The organism is Chryseobacterium populi (assembly GCF_000282115.1).
Classification (GTDB): domain Bacteria; phylum Bacteroidota; class Bacteroidia; order Flavobacteriales; family Weeksellaceae; genus Chryseobacterium; species Chryseobacterium populi.
The window spans coordinates 16,181-38,244 of the sequence record NZ_AKJY01000026.1; the positions used below are offsets into that span (position 1 = coordinate 16,181).

Genomic DNA, 22,064 nt, shown 5'->3' on the forward strand with positions numbered 1-22,064 from the left:
ATTATTTTTCCATTGCAAATTTCCGTATTTATAGTGACTTAAAATTTTACAATTGTTAAAAAATAAGATAATTTCCCACTTTTCAACTTATAATTTCTCATTTTACATCCGCACGTATTCTGCTCAGGCTCACCTGTGTAATGCCCAGATAAGAGGCAATATGTCCCAGCTGAACCCTTCTTAAAAGGTCAGGCTTGTCATGCACAAGATCTTTATAGCGTTCTGAGGCTGTTTTAAACTGTCTTGAAATGATTAACTCTTCAGTCTTTACCAACTCCTTTTCAGCAAATTTTCTGCCCCAGTTGGCAATATGAATATCTTCGTTAAAAAGCTTTCTTAGGCTTCCGGTTTCCAGTTTGTACAATTCGCAGTCTTCCAGAAGCTCAATGCTTTCGTAGCCGGGCAGGTCTTCCACATAACTTTTCATGGAGATCACGGTCTGACCTTCACTTCCAAACCAGAAGGTGATGTCATTTTCACCGGTAGAAGCATAAGCGCGGATGATTCCCTTTTTTATAAAGTAAATAAAAGGGATTACCTTATTAGCTTCCATCAGGCAAAAGTGCTTTGGATACCGGATTTCCGTGATATGTTTTTTCAGGCGTGATCTGGAATTTTCCGGAAGAGCGGATATAGAATTAATAATTTCGTCGATACTCATAAAACAACATTGCAATAACTCAAAAATATCAGTTTTTTAGATTCAATAAAAGAAAAAATACCATCAATTTATTATTTAATTAATTTAGGTAACTATAGCCTATTTTATACTCAGTATTTTTTTATAAACGCAAAGTTTTTAAAATCCAACTGCTATATTTTAAGAAAAAGTAAAGAAAAGCAGTAAGGCTGCTATGAAATATTCTTATGAAAATCTATTAATCAATTAAAAAACTTTGCTCACCTTAGATCATTTTCTTTGCGATATAAAAACCGATCATTGAAAGAACCCTAAAACAATATGTGTAAAATAGGCTATAGTTATCTTAATGTAAATTTTATTAAAATAATTTTAGATAAACGTTTAACCATAATTTATCTGTACTATATTTTTAAACTTAATATTCATTTAACATTAAATTAATGTGATAAAAATATTGATTTTTATATAACTGAATATCAATTGTTTATGTTGTTTTTATTTTCTATTTCAAAAAGTCGCGAAAATACAATTAATTTTCAGATGACCAAAAAAATAAGCCTATTGTTTTATTGATAATTTATGAAATACTTTTGCAGGGTAAAAAACTGATCCTTTGAAAAGAGCTTCCATAAAAGATATTGCGAGAATTGCAGGTGTTTCCGTTGCAACGGTATCTTATGTCCTGAACAAAAAAGAAGGAAGCAGGATAAGTGACACGACCAGGAAAAAAATTTTTGAAGTTGCTGAAACGATTAATTACACGCCGAATAAAATTGCAAAAAGCCTGAAAATGAGTAAGAGTAAGCTTTTAGGGCTTATCCTTGCCGATATTTCAAATGATTTTTATTCAAGTATTGCCCGGTGTATAGAAGATGAAGCCATGAAACTGGGGTATACGCTTTTAATCGGAAGCTCGGATGAAACACCTGAAAAATTTAAAAAGCTGACAGAACTCTTCTCTGAACAGCAGGTCGACGGAATGATTGTAGCTCCTGTCGTTAATTCAGATGATGCAATTAATAAACTGATCAAAGAAGAATATCCTATTGTTACGATTGATCGTTACCTTAAAAATGTTAATATCCCGGGAGTTGTGATTAATAATACTGAGATTTCGGAATACATATGCAGCTATTTAACGGAAAAAAAATTCGAAGAAATTATTTATGTGGGCTATGATACAAAACTTCCCCATTTGCTGGACCGGCAGGAAGGGTTTGATAAACGTATCTCTTCAGCAGTAAATTATAAAAAAGTTTTAACAGGACTGCATAATATTGCTGAAGAGGTGTATGAAGGCCTTGAAAATAATTTAGACCTTTCTAAAAAAACAGCTTTATATTTTTCGAGTAATAAACTGGGGATTGCCGGGCTACGTTATCTTTTGAAACATAGAATAAAAGTTCCTGAAGATGTATCTGTAATCGCTTTTGATGAAACGGAAGCTTACCGTCTTTTTCCAACAGAAATAAGTTTCGTTCAGCAACCTTTAATGGATATGGCTAAAGAAGCGGTAAGACTTATTGACAGTCAGATTAATAATTACATTAACGATGGTGAAAAAGTGATTTTTCCTGCTCAGTTAATGGCTAAGGATTCTGTCAGATAAAAATTTTTTAATCATTTAATTAAACGTTTAACCTATGACAAATAAAAAACCTTATATCGTTTGTTTCGGAGAAGTGCTCTGGGATATTTTCCCTGAGGGAGCCAAGGCCGGTGGTGCACCATTCAATGTTGCCTATCATGTATACAAAACAGGAACTGATGTGAAAATGCTCAGCAGAGTCGGAAATGATGAACTGGGAAAACAGCTAACCGATCAGATTAAAGATTGGGGAATTACAGCAGATTACATTCAGATCGATCAGGAACATCCTACAAGTACTGTTATAGCTAAGATTGATGAGCATAATGAAGCCAGTTATGAAATTATCAATCATGTAGCCTGGGATTATATTGATTTTTTGCCGGAACATAAGCAATTGATTTCCGAAGCCGAAGCTTTTGTTTTCGGAAGCCTGTCTGCAAGGAATCCTAAAACCAGGGAAACTCTTCTGAAGCTTCTCGAGTTTTCAAAGCTCAGAATATTTGATGTTAACTTCAGACCTCCGTTCATTGATATTGAGCTGATCAAAGAACTTTTACATAAAGCAGATATCGTGAAAATGAATAAAGCGGAAATGCGTATGATTATGGAGTTTCTGAGTGAAGAATATGTAACAGAAGATGAAAGCGCAACCTTTATTCAGGATCATTTCAATATCAGGGAAATTGTTTTGACCAAAGGAAGTAAAGGAGCCAGGTATTTTGTAGGGAACAGGAACTATGGTTTTTCTGCTGTTTCAATTCAGATAGCGGATACCGTAGGGAGCGGAGATGCATTTTTATCAGGATTTCTTTCAAAAAGAATTCAGGGGAAAAGTGTAGAAGAGATCATGACAGAGGCTATAATGCTTGGTGCATTTATTACCTCAAAAGCCGGTGCCTGCCCTGATTATGATGATGAAGAATTTCAACAGTTTAAAACACAAAATATTGTATAATCTTAAAAAAACACATCCTATGAAATCAGTAAAATTTACCGAAAAAAAGTACCTGCTTGTACTTGCATTTGTGATCTCATTATTTTTTTTCTGGGCAATTGCCCTTACGATGGGTGATGTACTGAATAAGCACTTTCAGAATGTCCTTCATATTTCTAAGTCAAAATCAGGACTCGTACAGCTTTCAATTTTCGGAGCTTATGCCCTGATGGGAATTCCTGCCGGGCTTTTCATGAAAAAATTCGGCTACAAGATGGGAGTTATCTTAGGATTGACTTTATTTGCAGGTGGATGCTTTCTTTTTGTTCCTGCTGCGGACCAGACATCTTTTGGATTTTTCAGAATTGCCCTTTTCATTCTTGCATTGGGAATGGCAACGCTTGAGACGGTAGCCCACCCCTTTGTAGCGGCACTTGGAGATGAAAGAACCAGTGATCAGAGAGTTAATTTCGCACAGTCTTTCAATGGTTTGGGTGCGATAGTAGGACCTTTATTGGGTGGTTTCTTTATTTTTGGTGGAGCTGCCGAAGATAATTCTTTAGATTCAGTAAAAAATCTTTATACATGGATTGGCGTTGTTGTACTTGTTCTCGCCATTATTTTTACCTTTATCAAGGTTCCGGATTTAAAAGATCCGCATGCCGAAGAAATAGAACTGCTTGAACATACCACCGGAGAGAGTACAGAAACAGTCAATGTAAAAGCACCACTTTGGAAGCAAAGACATTTTGTTTTTGCAGTTATAGCCCAGTTTTTTAATGTAGCTGCACAAGGCGGGACCTGGGCATTCTTTATCAATTATGGGGTAGAAAAGATGCACCTGCAGGAAACCCAGGCTTCCTATTATTTCTCCTTAAGCATGGCAATGATGATGGTGGGTAGATTTGTCGGGACTTTCCTGATGAGATATATTGCTCCCAATAAAGTACTGGCCATTTTCACGGTCTGTAATATTATTCTTTGCTTAATTATTTCCCAAAGTTTCGGCTGGGTATCTTTTATCAGTTTAATACTGTTAAATTTATTCTTAAGTGTAATGTATCCTACCATTTTCAGCCTTGGTTTGAAAAAATTAGGGGGAAAGGTTCAGCAGGCTTCCTCATTCCTGGTAATGGCCATGTTTGGCGGGGCTTTCTTTACCCCGATTATGGGTAAAATTGCGGAAAAAGATGTAGCTCACTCTTATCTGTTGCCAATCATTTGCTACGTCATCATTGTTCTGTTTGCTGTGAAATACTACAAACCTAAAACAATTAAGTAACAATGAAAAGTGGAGTATTAAAAGGCTGTTTATGGGTGTTACTCATATTCAGCCAGGTTACTTATGCCCAGATTGTGATTACCAATAAAGATTTTTCATTTGGGACGACAGGCAGAATAGGGGCTGCTTATTCACCGAATGCAGATGGCAGAACGGGCAGACAGCTGAATCTTAATAACCAGGGATCTTTGGGTGGCAGGATGGATCAGGGTGATTATGTTGATTTTTTACCGGCTTTTCATTTTTCGCCGGTAGTGGGAAGTGACAGTACAAAAAGCACAAAAATTGATATGCAGGCCAGGCTGAGTTTTTATTCAGGCGGGACTTTCCTGGGAAATGTAGATTCAAAATCAAATCAGGGAATGATTATAGCGTTGCCTGAAGCATTTGTTGAAGCCAGAAATATTATGGGAAGCGACTGGGATGTCTGGGCGGGATCAAGATGGTTAAGATATGACGATGTACATATTGCAGATTACTTTTATTTTGATGATCATTCCGCAACAGGCTGGGGAGTAAGGCATAAAAATATGAGGTTCTCAATGTTTTTCCCGGCAGCAATAGATACTGTTGCCAGCAATTCAACCCCATACTCTTATACCAATATCATCAGTGGGGCAAAAAACCTTATCTACAGACAAAGGGAAGTATTTGTTTTAGAACATACAATTCCTTTTAAAAACAGCAATAAGCTTAAAATTTTAGCTGAGTTTCATAATGTAAACAAATCTGGAAAAAACTCTGTAGAACAATACCCATCGGACAAAGGCTGGGTTTTTGGAGCAAAATTAAATACAAATCTCAAAACAAAACTTCCGGGATCATTTAACCAGGTTTCACTGAGATACGGATCCGGAATTGCCAACGGCGGAGATGGCGGAAATACGCAGACCTGGAGAACCTACGGAGCTCCGGATGAAGAAACCCAAACCTATAAAGGGGCCTATTCTTTAACGGCGGTTGAACATATTCTGTTAAACCTTTCCAACAGATGGTCTTTAAATGCTTATGCAGTCTATACACAGAGTAAAGGCGGAGCAGACAGTAATGATAAAGCTCTTGATTATTATAAAAGAAATATTTTCAACAAGAAATCCGAATTTAATACCGGATTAAGGGCAACCTATTATTTTAATAACTGGTTTCATATTGTTTCAGAATTGCATTATGCTTCAAGAAAAGACGGGAATCAGGACCCTGCATCAATGGTTAAGCTGGTTTTAGCTCCCACTATTGTTCCGACAGCAGAAAGAAGCGTCTGGGCAAGACCTCACATCAGATTAATTGCTGAAGTTTCAAGATATAATAATCAGGCGGTCAACAGCCTTTATTCTCCATTTTTACAACAGTCCGGAACGAAAAGATTCGGAATCTACCTCGGAGTTAGAACCGAATGGTGGGTTTTTTAATAAAAAATTAAATTAAAATGAATATAAAATTGGGAGCTTCGCTTCTTTCATGGATCACACCGGCCTGGAATGCCGAAGCAGGAAAATATGCCATCGAAAAAACAGCAAAGGCAGGTTTTGATCTGATTGAAATTTTATTACCCGCATCAATGGATTTTAATGTTAAAGAAGTTAAGAAACAACTTCAGGACAACAGGTTGGATGCAGTCTGCTCATTCAACCTTCCGAAAGAAGCCCATATTGCATTTTATCCTGAAGCAGCAGAACAATTGATAAAAAAAGCGGTAGATAAAGCTTCAGACCTGGAAACCGATTTTCTCGGTGGTGTTTTACATGGTGGAATCGGGGTTTTTTCAGGAAATCCCTTAACGGAGAACGAAGCAGATATCATTGCCGAAGTCTGGGCTAAGATTGCTGATCATGCTAAAACCAGAGGGGTAAATATCGGCATCGAGCCTATCAACAGGTATGAAACCTATGTTTGTAACACCGCAAAAAATGTTCTCGATCTGATTGAAAAGACAGGAAAACAAAATCTGTTTCTGCATCTGGATACTTTCCATATGAATATAGAGGAAAATAATTTTTATGATCCTGTCATTTTAGCAGGAAAAAAACTGAAGCATGTTCATATTACAGAATCCCACCGTGGAATGCCGGGAGAAGGAACCGTAAACTGGGATGAATTTTTCCGTGCTTTAAAAGAAATAGATTTTGAAGGAACTCTGGTGCTGGAAAATTTCTCATCATCAGTTCCCGGGATGCAGCAGGTCGTTTCTCTATGGCAAAAATCCCCACACGATGCAGAAGAGCTTGCTGCAGGCAGTTTACAATTTATGAAAAACCATATTAATTAAATTCTGATGAAAGTCTTTCCTTTACGGGAAGGCTTTTTATTTTAAATCTTTTAACAATACCCTTAAAGACCAATTTTGTTTTAGTAACTTTGCAGTCCGTAATATAATTTTTATGCACAAAGCAGGATTTGTCAATATCGTTGGAAAGCCAAATGCCGGAAAATCTACCTTACTCAATCAGTTGATGGGAGAGAAACTGGCTATTGTAACCCAAAAGGCCCAGACAACACGCCACAGAATTTTTGGAATTTATAATGAAGAAGACTTACAGATTGTATTTTCTGATACTCCAGGAGTATTAGATCCGAAATACGGTTTACAGGAAAAAATGATGGATTTTGTAAAGGATTCTTTACAGGATGCCGATGTTTTTTTATTCATTGTGGACGTTACCGACAAAGCGGAACCTTCAGAATTTTTGATTGAGAAACTTAACAAAATCCCTGTTCCCGTATTGCTTCTGTTGAATAAAGTAGATCAAACAGACCAGGCCGGGCTTGAAAAACTGGTTGAAGACTGGCACAACAGGATTCCTAAGGCAGAGATTCTTCCTATTTCAGCTTTGAATGCCTTCAATACGGAGGTTATTCTTCCGAAATTGAAATCAATGCTTCCTGAAAATCCACCTTATTATGATAAAGATATGTACACAGACAAACCGGAAAGGTTTTTTGTGAATGAGGCTATCCGTGAAAAAATTCTTCTGAACTATGATAAAGAAATCCCTTATTCTGTGGAAGTGGTGACTGAGCAATTCAAGGAAAAAGAAGGGATTATTTTTATAGATTCGATCATTTATGTAGAAAGAGATACCCAAAAAGGAATTATTATCGGACATAAGGGAGAAGCTATCAAAAAAGTGGGAACAGAAGCGAGGCTTGATCTTGAAAAATTCTTCACCAAAAAAATTCACCTGAATCTATTTGTTAAAGTGAAAAAAGACTGGCGTAAAAATGACAGGGATTTAAAAAATTTCGGTTATAGATAAACGAAATCATTCATAATCAATATTGTTTTTAAAGATTTTTATTATCTTTAGTCTAAATTTTCATTACATGAATTATATTAACTCAAATTCTAACTCTGTAGTCAGAGATATTATTCTGTTAATTGTGAGAGTTTTTATTGGATTTGCTATGCTTTCTCACGGATTTCCAAAACTTCAGATGCTGCTGGAAGGCGGTGATATTAAATTCTTTGATTTTATCGGATTAGGCCCGAAAATATCGTTAATCCTTACTGTTTTTGCTGAGTTTGTATGCTCTATCCTTCTTATTTTAGGATTATTTACAAGGATAGCTCTCGGATTTTTAATTTTTACAATGATTATTGCCGTTTCTATGGTACATGGTGCCGATCCTTTCGATAAGATGGAATTAGGATTAACTTATTTGTCAATATATCTTCTTTTAATCGCTTTCGGAGCCGGAAAAATATCGGTAGATCATATGATTGAAAAAAGAAAAAGAGCTTCAGACTGGTAATTACAAGACAGCATATAAAATAGAGAGCGTGAATTCATGCTCTTTTTTATTTTGAAAATCAGGGATTACACGAAAAAGTAGACCATATACAGGTCCATTTTAGCTGGTCGTTTTCATCAATAGTCAGACAGGGTTTGTATCCTGCAGGGCATTCAGGCGCACTGCCTCCATTAATTTTCTTCAGATCTTTTTTCGATAGTTTTTTTAGATTTTTCATAATAATTTTAATTGATTGATTTAACGAATATAATATTATTTTGTAAAATCACCATATAGTGTATTAAAATTGATAAATTTTTTTTATGCACTTAAATTCATTAAATTCGTGAAAAATGAAATATAATGAAGTTAAAGCTGACTATTTGCCTTCTTGCGTTTCTTAATTTTTATGAAGCACAGGAAAGTATTACTTACCAGAAACCATCTGCAGAAATTCTTAAATTGGCAGATTATGAAAGACCTCCAAGTGTTCTGATGAACAGCAAAAAAGATTGGGTAGTATTTACATACCGCCCGACTTATAAAACACTGGAAGATCTTAGCCAGCAGGAAATGAAGCTGGGTGGATTAAGAATTAACCTGGTAACCAATATTTCAAGCTCTGCCACGTATTCCAGCAATCTTAAAGTGAGAAAAATGAGTGATAAAAGCGAGGTGCAGGTTAAAAACCTTCCTCCCAATCCTAAAATCACTTTTACTTCCTTTTCACCGGATGAGAAGAAACTGGCGTTTACCAATACTACCGCAAAAGGAGTAGAGCTTTGGATTGTAGACCTTGAAACGGCTACAGCAAAGAAAATCACAGCAGATAATTTAAATGCCAACTTAGGGAGTCCCTATATCTGGTATAAAGATTCTCAGAACCTTCTGATCAAAACCCTCCCTCAAAACCGGACAGCATTAATTGACTCCAGTAAAGATCTGCCTACCGGGCCGATTGTTTCGACGGCAGACGGGAAGGTTTCCCAAAACAGGACGTATCAGGATCTCCTTAAAAACCCGCAGGATGAAAAGAATTTTGAAATTCTTACTGCTTCCGATATTTACAATGTTGATCTCAACGGAAACCTTAAAAAAGTAAAAGACCAGAATATGTATTCCGGGCTGAGCTTTTCTCCGGACGGGAATTATTTAATGGCAACCACCATCAAAAAGCCGTTTTCTTATATTGTGCCTTTAAGCCGTTTTCCAATGACAACTACGGTTTATGATGCCAGTGGAAATGCGGTAAAAGTTGTGAATGAAATTCTGTTAAACGAGATTATGCCTAAAGGTTTTTCTTCAGTGAGAACAGGGAAAAGAGCTATGGGCTGGAGAAGTGATATGCCTGCAACCCTGGTGTATGCTGAAGCTCTGGATGGTGGCGACCAATCGAAAGCAGCAGATTACAGAGATGAAATTTTCATGTGGGAAGCCCCGTTTAATGCTGCTCCGAAATCATTCTTTAAAACAAAGCAAAGGTACGAAGATGTAAGCTGGACCAACGATCATTATGCTATTGTTTCGGAAGGCTGGTATGATACCAGAAATACAAAATCTTTTTTGATAGATCTGAAGAATGGTGAATCTAAAGTGATTGATGACAGGAATTATCAGGATGTTTACAGTGATCCCGGAAATTTCAATACGACAAAAAACCAGTTCGGAAGAACTGTTCTCGATATGAAAGGCGAAAAAGCATATCTTATAGGAGCAGGATTTACAAAAGACGGACAACACCCTTTCATCGATGAAATGGACCTGAAAACATTGAAAAAGAAAAGGCTTTACACTTCAAATTTAAAGAATGCTAAAGAAGATATTATTGATATCATTAATCCCTCAAAAGGGGAAGTTCTTACAATTCAGCAATCTGCCAGCCAATATCCTAATTACTTCAAGAAGAATATTAAATCCAATAAAACAGAAGCAGTTACCAGCTTTGCCAACCCTTTTGAAAGCATAAAAGATGTTTATAAGGAAGTGATCACCTATAAAAGAAATGATGGAGTAACTTTAACGGGAACGTTATATCTTCCGGCAAATTATGACAGAAAAGCGAAGAAAGAAAAGCTTCCATTGCTGATCTGGGCTTATCCTACAGAATATAAAGACAAAAATACGGCAGGACAAAATACGCAAAACCCTAATGATTTTACTTTCCCATATTATGGTTCTTTTGTTTACTGGACAACGAAAGGCTATGCCGTTCTGGATGATGCCGCTTTCCCGATCATTGGAGAGGGGAAAACAGAACCTAATGACACCTTTATTCCACAGTTGGTTGCTAACGGAAAAGCAGCGATTGATGCTGTAGATCAGCTAGGGTATATCGACAGAACCAAAGTAGCTGTAGGTGGGCACTCATATGGTGCATTTATGACAGCCAACCTTTTGACACATTCTAAAGATTACGCATGCGGAATTGCAAGAAGTGGAGCATATAACAGAACTTTAACACCATTCGGGTTCCAGAGTGAGCAGAGAAACTACTGGGATGTGCCGGAGATCTACAATACGATGTCCCCATTTATGAATGCGGATAAAATGAAAACCCCGCTGCTTCTGATTCATGGAGATGCGGATAACAACCCCGGGACCTTTACTTTGCAGACAGAAAGATATTTCCAGGCATTGAAAAACCTTGGAGCACCCGTAAAAATGGTTCTTTTACCGAAAGAAGCCCATGGCTACCAGGCTAAAGAAAATATTCTTCACCTTCTTTGGGAACAGGATCAGTTCCTGGAGAAATGTCTGAAGAAATAAGGCTTAATAAAAAACTCGTTCTTTTTGGACGAGTTTTTATGTCATTGCGAGGAGCGAAGCGACGAAGCAATCTTTAGTTCTCAATGATTATACTTATAAATACTCACCTTATCTTTGTAAAAAAAAAACAATAATGAGAGAACTGAAATTCAGGAATGCCGATCTGAAAGATTTGGAAAAAATAGTTGAAATCTACAACTCAACAATTCCTTCGAGAATGGTGACTGCCGATACAGAAAATGTCTCTGTGGAGAACAGAAGACAGTGGTTTGATGAGCATAATCCCGAAACACGGCCGCTTTGGGTTGTTGAAGATCATGATGGCGAGGTCATAGGATGGGTAAGTTTTAGTTCGTTCCATGAAAGAGCTGCTTACAATGGAACCGTAGAGATAAGTATTTATCTGGATGAAAACTGTAGAGGAAAAGGATATGGTAAGACAATTCTTAAATACTGTATTGATAATGCCGGGAAATTCGGGGTGAAAAACATGGTGGCTCTTATTTTCCTTCATAATGAAGCCAGTCTGAAGCTTTTCAGGAATTTTGGATTTGAAGATTGGGGAACGTTGCCTGATATAGCTATTTTGGATGGAATAGAAAGAAGTCTGAAGATACTGGGAAGAAAAGTCGGATCATTGAATTAATACATAAATAAATTGCGCGAAGTCGGAGACTTCGCGCAAATGGGCTTATATTTAAAAACCGGGGTTTTAATCTCCAGGTTGATCTATTGATAGGTTTTGTTTATATTTTGTTTGATTCTCTTTGCCGACATATTTAAAAACCGCTTCACCAAGAAAACCGCTGAAACGGTTAATCCCAGTCCTAAAGCGATCCACATTCCAAAAGCACCCATTCTTAAGGTAACACAGAAAAAATATCCTAAAGGAATTGTGATCACCCAATACGCAATAAAAGTATAAATTGACGGGATCTTAACATCCTGTAAACCTCTCAGCATTCCCAAAGCGGTAACCTGGATCCCATCTGAAAGCTGGAATAAGGCAGCAATGATCATCAGCTTTGAAGCCAAAGTGATCACTTCAATTTCCTCTACTTTCGTAAAGAAAGTAGGAAGTATATTTCGCCCTAAAATAAAGACCAGTCCGCAGATGCACATGAAAATAAAAGCTATTTTCAGGTTGTTGATTCCTACTTTTCTTAGTTCAACAAAATTCTGCTCACCAAGCTTTCTTCCGATCATCACGGTTGAAGCCACACTAAACCCTATACATAAATTGAAGGTAAAAGAAGCCATGCTTAAAGCAATCTGGTGCGAAGCAATATCATGGGCTGAAATTAATCCGCAGATAAATGCTGCTCCTGCAAAAGCCGTTACTTCAAAAAACATCTGTAAAGCGGTGGGCAAACCTAATTTTACCATTTTATCAAACACGTTTTTAGAAAATACCTGAGCCTTTAAAGAAAAATCTTTGATATAACGCTGGGTTTTCTTTTCATATTTAAGAACGAAATAAAGAAAAACGACCATGAAAATCCGGGCAATCAGACTCGCTAATGCTGATCCTTTTACACCCATTGGCGGGATTCCGAACATTCCTTTGATGAAAATATAGTTTAAAACCACATTAATCACATTGGCAATAATCGTTGCTTTTGTTACCCCGATGGTATAAGAAAGGCCTTCAGAAACCTCTCTCAAAGTCTGGAATGCCATAAAAGGAACAATACTTATCGCCATGATTCCTAAGAAGTCTACGGTATCCGGGATGATTTTTTCCGGCTGTCCCGAATGATAGAGCAGTGGCATTCCTAAGAATAAAATCCCCATCAGGATAATTCCGACGGACATATTAATGACAAATCCATGACTGAATACAGAATTAATCGTCTGATGATCATGTCTCGAATGTGCTTCGGAAACCAAAGGCGGAATGGCAAAAGAAAATCCCAATGCCAAAACAAACATTGAGAAAAATACCGCATTTCCTAATGAAACGGAAGCCAGAGCATCTGCACCAAGCATTTTCCCGACAATGATATTGTCAAATAAATTCACCGAGACCTGCCCCACCTGCGTAAGCATTACAGGAAGAGCCAGTGTCAGGCATTCTTTCGTATAGTTTTTATTCAAAAAGCTCATAGTTTATGTATAAAAAAATTTGCAGTAGGTCATACTGCAAATTGTTATAATGTATTCGTTATATTTGAATTACTTTCTTACAAAATTTGCAACATCCTCTTTAGAAACCGTATTTCCACCAAGAATAATTAATCTCTCAACCACATTTCTCAACTCTCTGATATTTCCTGTCCAGGAAAGTGCTTTCAGAGCTTCAATAGCAGCAGCATCAAATTTTTTCACGGCAGTACCATGTTCATCAGCAATCATCCCTGAAAAATGTTCTACCAACAATTTGATATCCTCTTTTCTTTCATCCAATGGCGGAACATAGATTTCAATAACGGAAAGCCTGTGATAAAGGTCTTCTCTGAATTTTCCCTCTTCAATTTCTTTCTGCATGTTTTTATTCGTTGCAGCAAGCACCCTTACATCAACCTTTATTTCCTTGTCGCTTCCTACCGGTGAAACCTTACTTTCCTGCAATGCCCTTAAAACTTTTGCCTGGGCAATAAGACTCATATCTCCGATCTCATCAAGGAAAATCGTGCCTCCGGTAGCCTGTTCAAATTTTCCCTGCTTATCCTTGATAGCTCCTGTAAAAGATCCTTTTACATGTCCGAAAAGTTCAGATTCAATCAGTTCTGAAGGAATAGCAGCACAGTTTACTTCAATCATCGGGCCTCTTGCACGCTCACTTTGATTGTGGATGGCATGAGCTACCAATTCTTTTCCTGCACCGTTGGGTCCTGTAATTAAAACTCTGGCGTCAGAAACAGCAACCTTTTCGATCATATCCTGAATCTTCTGCAACGCAGGAGATTCACCGATCATCTGGTACTTTTTATTGACTTTCTTTTTTAACGTTTTATTTTCAGTTTGAAGGTTTTTATTTTCTTTCTTCAGGGTTTCTTTTGCCAAAGCATTTTTTACGCTTGTAATCAGCCTGTTGATATCAATAGGTTTAGAAATGAAATCATATGCACCTTCCTTTAAACAAGATACGGCAGAGTCGATATCTGCATGCCCTGAAATCATAATGAAAGTGGTTTCAGGTTTCAGAGCCAGACTCTGTTTCAAAAGTTCGGTTCCTGAAAGTTTGGGCATTTTTATATCCGAAATCACCAATGCGAAATCTTCTTTTTCTACTTGTTTGTAGCCTTCTAAACCGTCTTCGGCGATAACAAATTCATAATTGGTAAGTTCGTCAGAAAGAATACTGTGAAGTACTCCCGAGATTGCTTTTTCGTCTTCTACGATAAGGATTTTTTGCATAGTTGCAAATTTAATTTTTTTGATTGAATTATTAGCAAAAATTATACCTAAATGGGTTAATTGGAATAATCTCTTCTCCCGAAAATAGCAGATCCAACTCTTACAGAATTAGCTCCGCATTCTATAGCAATGGGAAAATCATCACTCATACCCATCGATAAGGTATTTATTTCTTTTAATTGATTTAATTCATCGAAAACTTTTTTCAGGTTTAAAAATTCTTTTTTTATCTGATCCCGGTTATCCGTAAAAGTAGCCATTCCCATTAGGCCTGTGATATCAATATGAGGAAAGCTGCCATTGACATATTTTTGGTACAGATCTTTTGCTTCTGAAATTTCAAGTCCGAACTTACTTTCCTCTGCTGCAATTTTTACCTGGAGTAAAACTTTAATTTTACGCTGATGTTTTCCCGCTTCTTTATTGACTTCCAGAAGAAGCTTTTCAGAATCCACACTTTGAATGGTATCAATAAATTCAGTAATATATTTGACCTTATTGGTTTGCAGGTGCCCGATCAGATGCCATTGAATATCTTTCGGAAGTAGGGGGTACTTCTCCATTAATTCCTGAACTTTATTTTCACCAAAAACTTTCTGTCCAAGGTCATAAACCTCCTGAATAACTGAAACAGGATGTGTTTTGGAAACCGCAACCAGTTGTACATTTTCCGGAAGATGCTTCTTTATATTGCTGTAATTTTCTTTAATGCTCATAACTGCAAATTTCTGAATTCTAAAAGCAAAAAGCTAATCAATTTGATATATTTTAAGTTAAAATTTGAGTATTGTCGTTTGAAAGTATCTTAAGACAGGTAAACCTTATAGGTTTTTAAAACCTATAAGGTTTCGCTCTAATTTAATCTTAATCTATCAATTCAGTATTTCATTGATCTTAGGATACTCGGATATTTTTCTGAAAATAAACCTGTTGCTTTTCTGAAGCTTTTCAATAAACTGATCCAGCTCATCAATTGAATCGGCATCTGTTAAATACTGATCATGGGTAAGAAAAACCAGATGCCTTGATGTTTTTTCCAGGTCATTAAAGAAAATGCTGTCTACTTTTTTCAGCATTGCTTCATGATTCCCTTTTAATGACATTGTATTATTAGGCTTCCATTCAAGATCCCAGCCGATCACTTTATATCCTGCTTTTTGTAAGCTGTTTGCTGCAGGCGCAGAGCTTTTTATGTCTGTTGCTGTAATATTGTTAAGCCTCCAGATATTTCTTCCGGGAGTCCTTGCAATTTTGTTATTAAGTTTTAAGCTGTCTTTTGCAGCGTTAAAATCATGAACAACAGCATCCGGGTTCTTATAAAAATCGGTGTATTTATTGTGAGCGTGCGTATAGCTGTGATTGGCCAGTTCTATCAAAGGGTCTTTTCTCAGGAGTTCCAGGCCCTCTTTCTGTTTTTTACTTCCATAAGCATGCTGGCCGACAAGAAAGGCGGTTGCACAGACATTTCTTTTATTTAAAATTTTTAAAAGATTTTCGGTACCGCGGTTGGGACCATCATCGAAAGTAAGATAAATAACTCTTTTGTCCGACGGAACATTTTCATCATCAATTTTAGGAACTGTTTTTGCGACGGGATGCTGATGCGGGATCATCTTTTCAGATTCTTTCCGGTCTTTTTTCTGGTTGCAGCTGTTAAATAAGATTGAAGTTGCACTCACCAATGCAAACATCCCAAGAAAAGTCTTGTTTCGAGACTTTTCTGCAAAAAAGTTTTTCATAAAGTTGTTGGAAATTAAATGTTAAAAATAGTTAATTTTTGTAAAATAATGTTAACAATTTATATGCCAAATTATATAGAAATTCACTTTTTAAGGATATTTTAAGGTGTTAATTTTCAGAAAGTTTTTATTCTAAGATTTTTTTCAGGTACAAAGAGTTTTTAATGGCTGCAGCTCCCCATGTATTATTGAAAAATATAAATATTTCCTTCTTCAGTTTTTTATTTTTTTCAGCCGATTGATTAAGAAATTCTTCATCATATTCCGATTTGTAGAGCACTGGTTTTCCGTGAAGCCTGTAATATAAAATTTCGGAATGATTGATAATTACATCTTCAGGAAGATTTCCGGGAAAGCTGACGCCGGAAAAAACAATGTTTTTATCTTTCAGGGTTTCGAAAATTCCATCCCGCCACCAGGATTCATGTCGGAATTCAATCACATTTAAAAATCCGGAATCAAGGTTATTTATGATCTGATCAATATTTTCCGGAGTATTAAAAGAAGGTGGAAACTGGTATAAAAAGCCCGAAAGCTTTTCTTTTAATCCATCCTAAGTATGACAGCAAAATTCTGAAATTTCTTGCTGACAGTCTTTTAACCGTTTTTCATGAGAGATCAGTTTGGGGATTTTAATAAAGAAGTTAAAACCTTCCGGTGTTTCATCATACCATTTTACAAGGGTTTTGAGAGTGGGTTTCCGGTAAAATGTTGAGTTAATTTCAACTGAATTATAGGTATGAGAATATAAGGTAAGGAAATCTTTACTTCTGGTGTCTTCAGGATACATAGATCCTTTCCAATCGTTATTGTAAAAACCTGAACATCCAATATGAAGACTTCCTTTTTCCATTATGTTTTGAGTTTTTGTTCCGCAGATAAAACAATCCGGCTTCATCAGCGGAAGGAAATTTTAATTATTCCCTGATCTCCAGATCAACAGCATTCAGTCTCAAAGAATTCAATATGACGGATAACGAGCTGACACTCATTGCTGCTGCTGCGATCATCGGAGATAATAAGATTCCAAAAAAAGGATACAATAATCCTGCCGCAACCGGAACTCCCAAGACATTGTAAATAAAAGCGAAGAAAAGGTTTTCTTTAATGTTTTTCAGGAGTTTTTCACTCAACAGCCTGGCTTTTGCCACACCAATGATATCTCCTTTTAATAATGTGATTTCTGCGCTTTCTATAGCCACATCGGTACCTGTTCCCATGGCGATCCCGATATCAGATTGAGCGAGGGCAGGAGAATCATTGATACCGTCTCCGGTCATAGCGACGATTTTTCCTTCCTGCTGCAGCTTTTTCACTTCATTCAGTTTATCTTCAGGAAGACAGTTGGCTTTAAAATGCCTGATGCCTAATTCATCAGCAACAGCTTTGGCGGTATGCTCATTATCACCGGTCATCATGATGATGTCAATTCCTTCGTTTATCAGATGCTGAATTGCTTTTTTAGAACTTTCTTTAATTTTATCGGTGAAGCTGATGAACCCTAAAACAGTATTTTCTTCTGCGATATAAGAAATGGTGTGGGCTTTTGACTGTACTTCTGCTGCTTTCTGTTTGAGGTTTTCAGGAATGCTGATCTGATGGGAAGTTATCAGGTTCTCATTTCCTAGATAAGCTGTTTTTCCATTGATATTTCCTTTAACTCCTTTCCCGGAAATGTTTTCAAATCTTTCTACTTTTTCAGCAGAGATATTTCCATTCTTTGCTTTTTTGATCACTGCGTTGGATAACGGATGCTCTGAATTCTGGTTTAATGAAAAAGCCAGTTTTAAAATTCTGTTCTGATCCACCTTACCAACAGCTTCGATATGTTCCACAGACGGTTTCCCTTCTGTTAAAGTTCCTGTTTTATCTGTAATTAAAACATTGATCTTATTCATTTGCTCAAGTGCCTCTGCATTTTTAATCAGGATACCGTTTTTAGCCCCTTTTCCGATTCCTACCATTAAAGACATCGGAGTAGCGAGACCGAGAGCACAAGGACAGGCAACAATTAAAACAGCTACAGCATTAACGAAAGCAAACAGGCTTCTTTTACCTTCCGGACCGAAGAACTGCCATGCAATAAAAGTAAGAATGGCAATAAGAATAACAGCAGGGACGAAAACTTTAGATACCTTATCCGTCAGCTTCTGGATCGGGGCCTTGCTTCGGCTGGCTTCATTCACCATTTTTATAATCTGGGAAAGCAATGTTTCATCGCCTACTTTTTCGGCTTTCATAATGAAAACCTGATTACCATTGATGGTTCCTGAAGATACTTTGTCGTCTGTGTTTTTTTCAACAGGAATAGGCTCTCCGGTAATCATACTTTCATCAACAATAGAACTTCCTTCAATAATTTTCCCATCAACCGGAATTTTTTCACCCGGTTTTACTTTTAGCATATCGCCTGCTTTTACCTGCGAAAGAAGAACCCTTTTTTCTTCTCCATTGATGATAAGATTGGCTTCGTCAGGAGAAAGGTTCATCAGTTCCCGGATTGCATTTCCGGTTTTTTTATGGGCGGCAGCTTCCATGAGCTGTCCTAAAATAACTAAGGTTAAAATCACACAGACTGCCTCAAAGTATAATGGGATTTCATGATTATGCCCACGGATTTCATGGGGAATAATATCCGGAAATGCCAATGCCACAATACTGAATATGAAGGCTGCTGCAACACCCAGGGCAATTAGGCTGAACATATTCAGGTTCCACGTTTTAAATGAAACCCAGCCTCTTTTCATCAGGAACCAGCCTGAATAAAATAATACGGGAAGCGTTAAAAGAAGCTCTATAATCCCCTGAACGGAATGTGAAAACGGAAAGTTAATAAACATTCCCCCCATTGAAAGAATAAATACAGGAATGGTAAAGGCCAGTGAAATAATAAACTTTTTTTTCAGAATATTATAAGTTTCATCTTCTTCTTCACCCTCGCTATCCGGCATTCTCACCAGATCCATTCCACAGATCGGGCAGCTTCCGGGTTCATCCTTTATGATTTCAGGATGCATCGGACAGATATATTTTGCCGTTTTCTTCTCGGGATATTTTACCAGATCCATTCCGCAAACCGGACAGCCAACATTACTGTCATAGGTTTTATCACCTTCACAATACATAGGACAGTAATATCTTCCTGCCATATCATCCGTAACTTTTGGAGCTTCATGATGATGGTGACCGTGTTCATGGGAATGATGATGAGTATTGTGAGAAGCTGATTTGTTTACCAGGCCTTCTGTGATTTCCTCCAGATGCATATGGCAGACAGGGCAGTCTCCTTTTTCATCATAAACCTTGTCTCCTTCACAGAACATCGGACAATAATATTTTCCGATATTATCTTTAAAATTTTCCGGCAGGTTACCGGGAGAGTAAGCGGGTTTATGGTGAGGATCTTTGGCCAGTTTCTCTTCTATAGGAACCAGGTACATATTGCAGACGGGACACCTTTCTCCCTGTTTGAAGTACACTTTATCACCTTCGCATTCCATCGGACAATAATAGACAGAAGAAGGAGATACGCGATCCTGTGGCTTTATGAATGTTTTTTCAGGTTGATCCGGGTCTTCTAAGGCGTAATTCCCAATTTCACCTAAAGCTTTATTTAAAGTATTGAGCACAATTTCCTGATCTGAGGTGATGGTAGCGGTGCTTTTTTCCAGATTGACATCAGCTTGTACACCTTCTATGCTGTTAAGCTTTTCTGAAATTTTTTTCTGACAACCGGAGCAGGTCATCCCAAGTATTTTATAATGTCGTTCCATGATCCTGTAATTTATAGTACAAATTTCCACAATGAGAATGGAAGGATGTTATTAATTTAAGGATAATAGTTATAGAATTTGGTTTTGTGTAAAAGAATGGACGATTTGAGGCTTAGAATAGAGGAATATCTGTTTTTTGCCCTCGAACATTTAATTTATATTAAAAAAATCTGCGAGAGCAAAACTAGATTTTCATAAAAAGCTCAACATCTGATTGGGTTAAATTTTCAAACCAGATCCAGCGGTTTTCTATTGTGAACTTTAAGTTTCTTGAATTCAGTAGGAGTGAAGCCTGTACTGTTTTTGAACTGGGAAGACAAATGCTGTACACTTTTATAGCCTAGTTTTCCGGCAATTTCAGTTAAGGTAAATTCATTATATAAAAGCAGTTCTTTCACTTTTTCAATCTTTTGAAGGATGAAAAACTGTTCCAGGGTAATGTTTTCGTTCTGCGAAAATGTTTTTGAAAGCGAACTATAATCTTTGTGAAGTTTTGAGCTTAAAAATTCAGAGAGTAAAAAGTTTTCATCCACATCTAATTCACTTACTTTTACAATAATAAAATTTTTAATTTTTTCGATAAGCTGGTGCGCTGAATCTTTTATTCTCTCAAATCCGGTTTCTTCCAGATGTTTCTCGATGGACTGTAAATCTTTATCTGAAATTTCAGATTCGGTTTCTATTTCACCTAAGTTAATTGATTTTATTTTTACAGCAGCATGGTCAAAAATACTTTCAACAGCAGAAATACATCTGCCGCAAACCATATTCTTTATAAAAATTTTCATAATTTATTGTTTAACCGGTCTTTTACAAACTCTACCTGTGTTTTGCCGTGGAGAGCAGGATTTCCGTCTTCACCAAGGTTTACCATCACGATTTTGTCAACGGTAATAATGGTTTGATGAGTCATTTTATTTCTTACTTCACATTTTAAAGTAAGTGAGGTAGAACCAAACGCGGAAACTTCAATGCCGATCTCTACAATATCTCCCTGTTTTGCGGAGCTTACAAAATTAATTTCTGAAATAAATTTAGTGACTACTTTGGTGTTTTCCAGTTGGATAATGGCATAAAGGGCTGCTTCTTCATCAATCCATTGTAATAATCTTCCGCCAAAAAGGGAATGGTTGGGATTTAAGTCTTCAGGCTTTACCCATTTTCTTGTATGGTAATTCATAATTTGCTGATAATTTGCAGGACAAATTTAAGGTTAAAAACCGGCTTTATCCAAAGAATGAGATTTAGTTATCTAAAGAGAATTATTTATTTTCTCAATTGCTTTTAAAAACACGATTAAAATTATAAATCACATTTTTAATCTTTATATTCCAGCAGCTCACCGGGTTGGCAATCCAGGGCTTTGCAGATGGCTTCAAGAGTACTGAAACGGATTGCTTTTGCTTTCCCCGTCTTTAAAATGGAAAGATTGGACAGGGTGAGGCCTACTTTTCCTGAGAGCTCATTTAAGGATATCTTTCTTTTAGCCATTATGACATCTAAATTTACAATGATGGGCATATAAAATAGAGATTTAAGTTATGTTAAATATTGCTTAAATTTAATACAAATATCAATGAAATTTTATTAATTAACAATGAATATTATTTGTTTTTTGATGAATTTTATTTTCAAATTCAACGTAATGTGAGAAATAATTTCAAAAATGTTTTGATTTGAAATTTTTAATTGTATCTTGCGATAGTTTATATTTGGAATCAATATTTGTTCATTACGTTATGTTGTTTTTCTTTTATATACCAAATTTTATTAATTTTTTAATTTTATTCAAATGAACATTTTTGTTTCTAACATCAATTACGCAACTAAAGAATATGAGTTGCAAGACCTATTTGCAGAATTTGGAGAAGTATCTTCTGCTAAAATTATTACAGACAAGGAAACTGGTCGTTCAAGAGGTTTCGGTTTTATCGAAATGAACGACGAAGAAGGACAACAAGCTATTGATTCTCTTAATCAAAAAGAATTCAACGGAAAAGTATTAAACGTATCTGAAGCTAAACCAAGAGAAGAAAAACCAAGAAAAACTTTCAACAACAATAGAAGTGGAGGTTATGGAAATGGTGGTGGAAATAACCGTGGTGGTGGCTACGGTGGTGGAAGCAACCGTGGTAATGGTGGTGGAAACCGTTGGTAAGAAATATTAAGCGGCTTTAAGTCGCTTTTTTTATAAAATAAAAGAGGCTGTCTCAAAAGTGAGACAGTCTTTTTTTTATGCTCAAAAAG

General features: G+C 36.6%; 20 protein-coding genes and 1 pseudogene. 10 read left to right on the forward strand and 11 right to left on the reverse strand.

Going from position 1 to position 22,064, the window contains the following annotated elements; all coding sequences use genetic code 11:
• Nucleotides 1–97 precede the first annotated feature (97 nt).
• Entirely contained in the window at nt 98–661 is a 564-nt protein-coding gene (locus PMI13_RS08065) for a Crp/Fnr family transcriptional regulator (protein ID WP_007842556.1), read from the reverse strand.
• 595 nt (nt 662–1,256) lie between these two features.
• Between PMI13_RS08065 and PMI13_RS08070 the strand changes: the two genes are divergently transcribed.
• The 7 genes from PMI13_RS08070 (at nt 1,257) to PMI13_RS08100 (ending at nt 8,200) form a co-directional block, all read left to right on the forward strand.
• Nucleotides 1,257–2,252, forward strand: a complete 996-nt coding sequence (locus PMI13_RS08070) for a LacI family DNA-binding transcriptional regulator (RefSeq protein WP_007842560.1) — start codon at nt 1,257–1,259, stop codon at nt 2,250–2,252.
• 34 nt (nt 2,253–2,286) lie between these two features.
• The gene (locus PMI13_RS08075) at nt 2,287–3,189 is read left to right on the forward strand and encodes a carbohydrate kinase family protein (protein WP_007842562.1); all 903 of its coding nucleotides are present in this window, start codon (nt 2,287–2,289) and stop codon (nt 3,187–3,189) included.
• Between the two features lie 19 nt (nt 3,190–3,208).
• Nucleotides 3,209–4,450 (forward strand): L-fucose:H+ symporter permease, encoded by a 1,242-nt coding sequence (fucP, locus tag PMI13_RS08080; RefSeq protein WP_007842564.1) that lies wholly within the window; start codon nt 3,209–3,211, stop codon nt 4,448–4,450.
• A gap of 2 nt (nt 4,451–4,452) precedes the next feature.
• Nucleotides 4,453–5,859 carry a carbohydrate porin gene (locus PMI13_RS08085; RefSeq protein WP_007842566.1) on the forward strand — a complete coding sequence of 469 codons (1,407 nt, stop codon included), beginning with the start codon at nt 4,453–4,455 and terminating at the stop codon, nt 5,857–5,859.
• A gap of 17 nt (nt 5,860–5,876) precedes the next feature.
• Complete coding sequence (locus PMI13_RS08090; RefSeq protein WP_007842568.1) at nt 5,877–6,716, forward strand: sugar phosphate isomerase/epimerase family protein; 840 nt, start codon at nt 5,877–5,879, stop codon at nt 6,714–6,716.
• 112 nt (nt 6,717–6,828) lie between these two features.
• On the forward strand, nt 6,829–7,704 hold the full coding sequence (gene era / locus PMI13_RS08095; protein ID WP_007842569.1) for a GTPase Era: 876 nt from the start codon (nt 6,829–6,831) through the stop codon (nt 7,702–7,704).
• Nucleotides 7,705–7,771: 67 nt separating this feature from the next.
• A complete protein-coding gene (locus PMI13_RS08100) occupies nt 7,772–8,200 on the forward strand; it encodes a DoxX family protein (RefSeq protein WP_007842571.1) in 429 nt (142 codons plus the stop codon).
• A 58-nt stretch (nt 8,201–8,258) separates the two neighbouring features.
• Here PMI13_RS08100 and PMI13_RS21140 read toward each other — a convergent pair whose 3' ends face one another.
• Nucleotides 8,259–8,417, reverse strand: a complete 159-nt coding sequence (locus tag PMI13_RS21140; protein WP_007842573.1) for a bacteriocin-like protein — start codon at nt 8,415–8,417, stop codon at nt 8,259–8,261.
• 125 nt (nt 8,418–8,542) lie between these two features.
• Here PMI13_RS21140 and PMI13_RS08105 point away from each other — a divergent pair, with 125 nt between their 5' ends.
• Together PMI13_RS08105 and PMI13_RS08110 are read left to right on the forward strand one after the other, a co-directional pair.
• Nucleotides 8,543–10,945, forward strand: a complete 2,403-nt coding sequence (locus tag PMI13_RS08105; protein WP_007842575.1) for an alpha/beta hydrolase family protein — start codon at nt 8,543–8,545, stop codon at nt 10,943–10,945.
• Nucleotides 10,946–11,078: 133 nt separating this feature from the next.
• Nucleotides 11,079–11,591 carry a GNAT family N-acetyltransferase gene (locus tag PMI13_RS08110; RefSeq protein ID WP_007842582.1) on the forward strand — a complete coding sequence of 171 codons (513 nt, stop codon included), beginning with the start codon at nt 11,079–11,081 and terminating at the stop codon, nt 11,589–11,591.
• 83 nt (nt 11,592–11,674) lie between these two features.
• On the opposite strand, the gene PMI13_RS08115 is transcribed toward PMI13_RS08110, so the two are convergent.
• From PMI13_RS08115 to PMI13_RS08155, 9 genes and pseudogenes are all read right to left on the reverse strand, one after another.
• The gene (locus PMI13_RS08115; RefSeq protein ID WP_007842583.1) at nt 11,675–13,051 is read right to left on the reverse strand and encodes an MATE family efflux transporter; all 1,377 of its coding nucleotides are present in this window, start codon (nt 13,049–13,051) and stop codon (nt 11,675–11,677) included.
• A gap of 69 nt (nt 13,052–13,120) precedes the next feature.
• Complete coding sequence (locus tag PMI13_RS08120; protein WP_007842585.1) at nt 13,121–14,305, reverse strand: sigma-54-dependent transcriptional regulator; 1,185 nt, start codon at nt 14,303–14,305, stop codon at nt 13,121–13,123.
• A 56-nt stretch (nt 14,306–14,361) separates the two neighbouring features.
• Entirely contained in the window at nt 14,362–15,021 is a 660-nt protein-coding gene (locus tag PMI13_RS08125; RefSeq protein WP_007842586.1) for a YggS family pyridoxal phosphate-dependent enzyme, read from the reverse strand.
• A gap of 156 nt (nt 15,022–15,177) precedes the next feature.
• Complete coding sequence (locus PMI13_RS08130) at nt 15,178–16,044, reverse strand: polysaccharide deacetylase family protein (protein ID WP_007842589.1); 867 nt, start codon at nt 16,042–16,044, stop codon at nt 15,178–15,180.
• A 127-nt stretch (nt 16,045–16,171) separates the two neighbouring features.
• Nucleotides 16,172–16,942: pseudogene (locus tag PMI13_RS08135) on the reverse strand (DUF72 domain-containing protein).
• Between the two features lie 19 nt (nt 16,943–16,961).
• Nucleotides 16,962–19,817: a heavy metal translocating P-type ATPase gene (locus PMI13_RS08140; RefSeq protein WP_007842593.1), complete on the reverse strand. Its 2,856-nt coding sequence runs from the start codon at nt 19,815–19,817 to the stop codon at nt 16,962–16,964.
• Between the two features lie 227 nt (nt 19,818–20,044).
• Nucleotides 20,045–20,605: a helix-turn-helix domain-containing protein gene (locus PMI13_RS08145; protein WP_007842595.1), complete on the reverse strand. Its 561-nt coding sequence runs from the start codon at nt 20,603–20,605 to the stop codon at nt 20,045–20,047.
• Nucleotides 20,602–20,997: an acyl-CoA thioesterase gene (locus PMI13_RS08150; protein ID WP_007842597.1), complete on the reverse strand. Its 396-nt coding sequence runs from the start codon at nt 20,995–20,997 to the stop codon at nt 20,602–20,604. Before PMI13_RS08150 ends, PMI13_RS08145 begins: the two co-directional genes overlap by 4 nt.
• Before the next feature lie 137 nt (nt 20,998–21,134).
• Entirely contained in the window at nt 21,135–21,338 is a 204-nt protein-coding gene (locus tag PMI13_RS08155; RefSeq protein WP_007842599.1) for a helix-turn-helix domain-containing protein, read from the reverse strand.
• Nucleotides 21,339–21,609: 271 nt separating this feature from the next.
• Between PMI13_RS08155 and PMI13_RS08160 the strand changes: the two genes are divergently transcribed.
• On the forward strand, nt 21,610–21,975 hold the full coding sequence (locus tag PMI13_RS08160) for an RNA recognition motif domain-containing protein (RefSeq protein ID WP_007842601.1): 366 nt from the start codon (nt 21,610–21,612) through the stop codon (nt 21,973–21,975).
• Nucleotides 21,976–22,064: the final 89 nt, after the last annotated feature.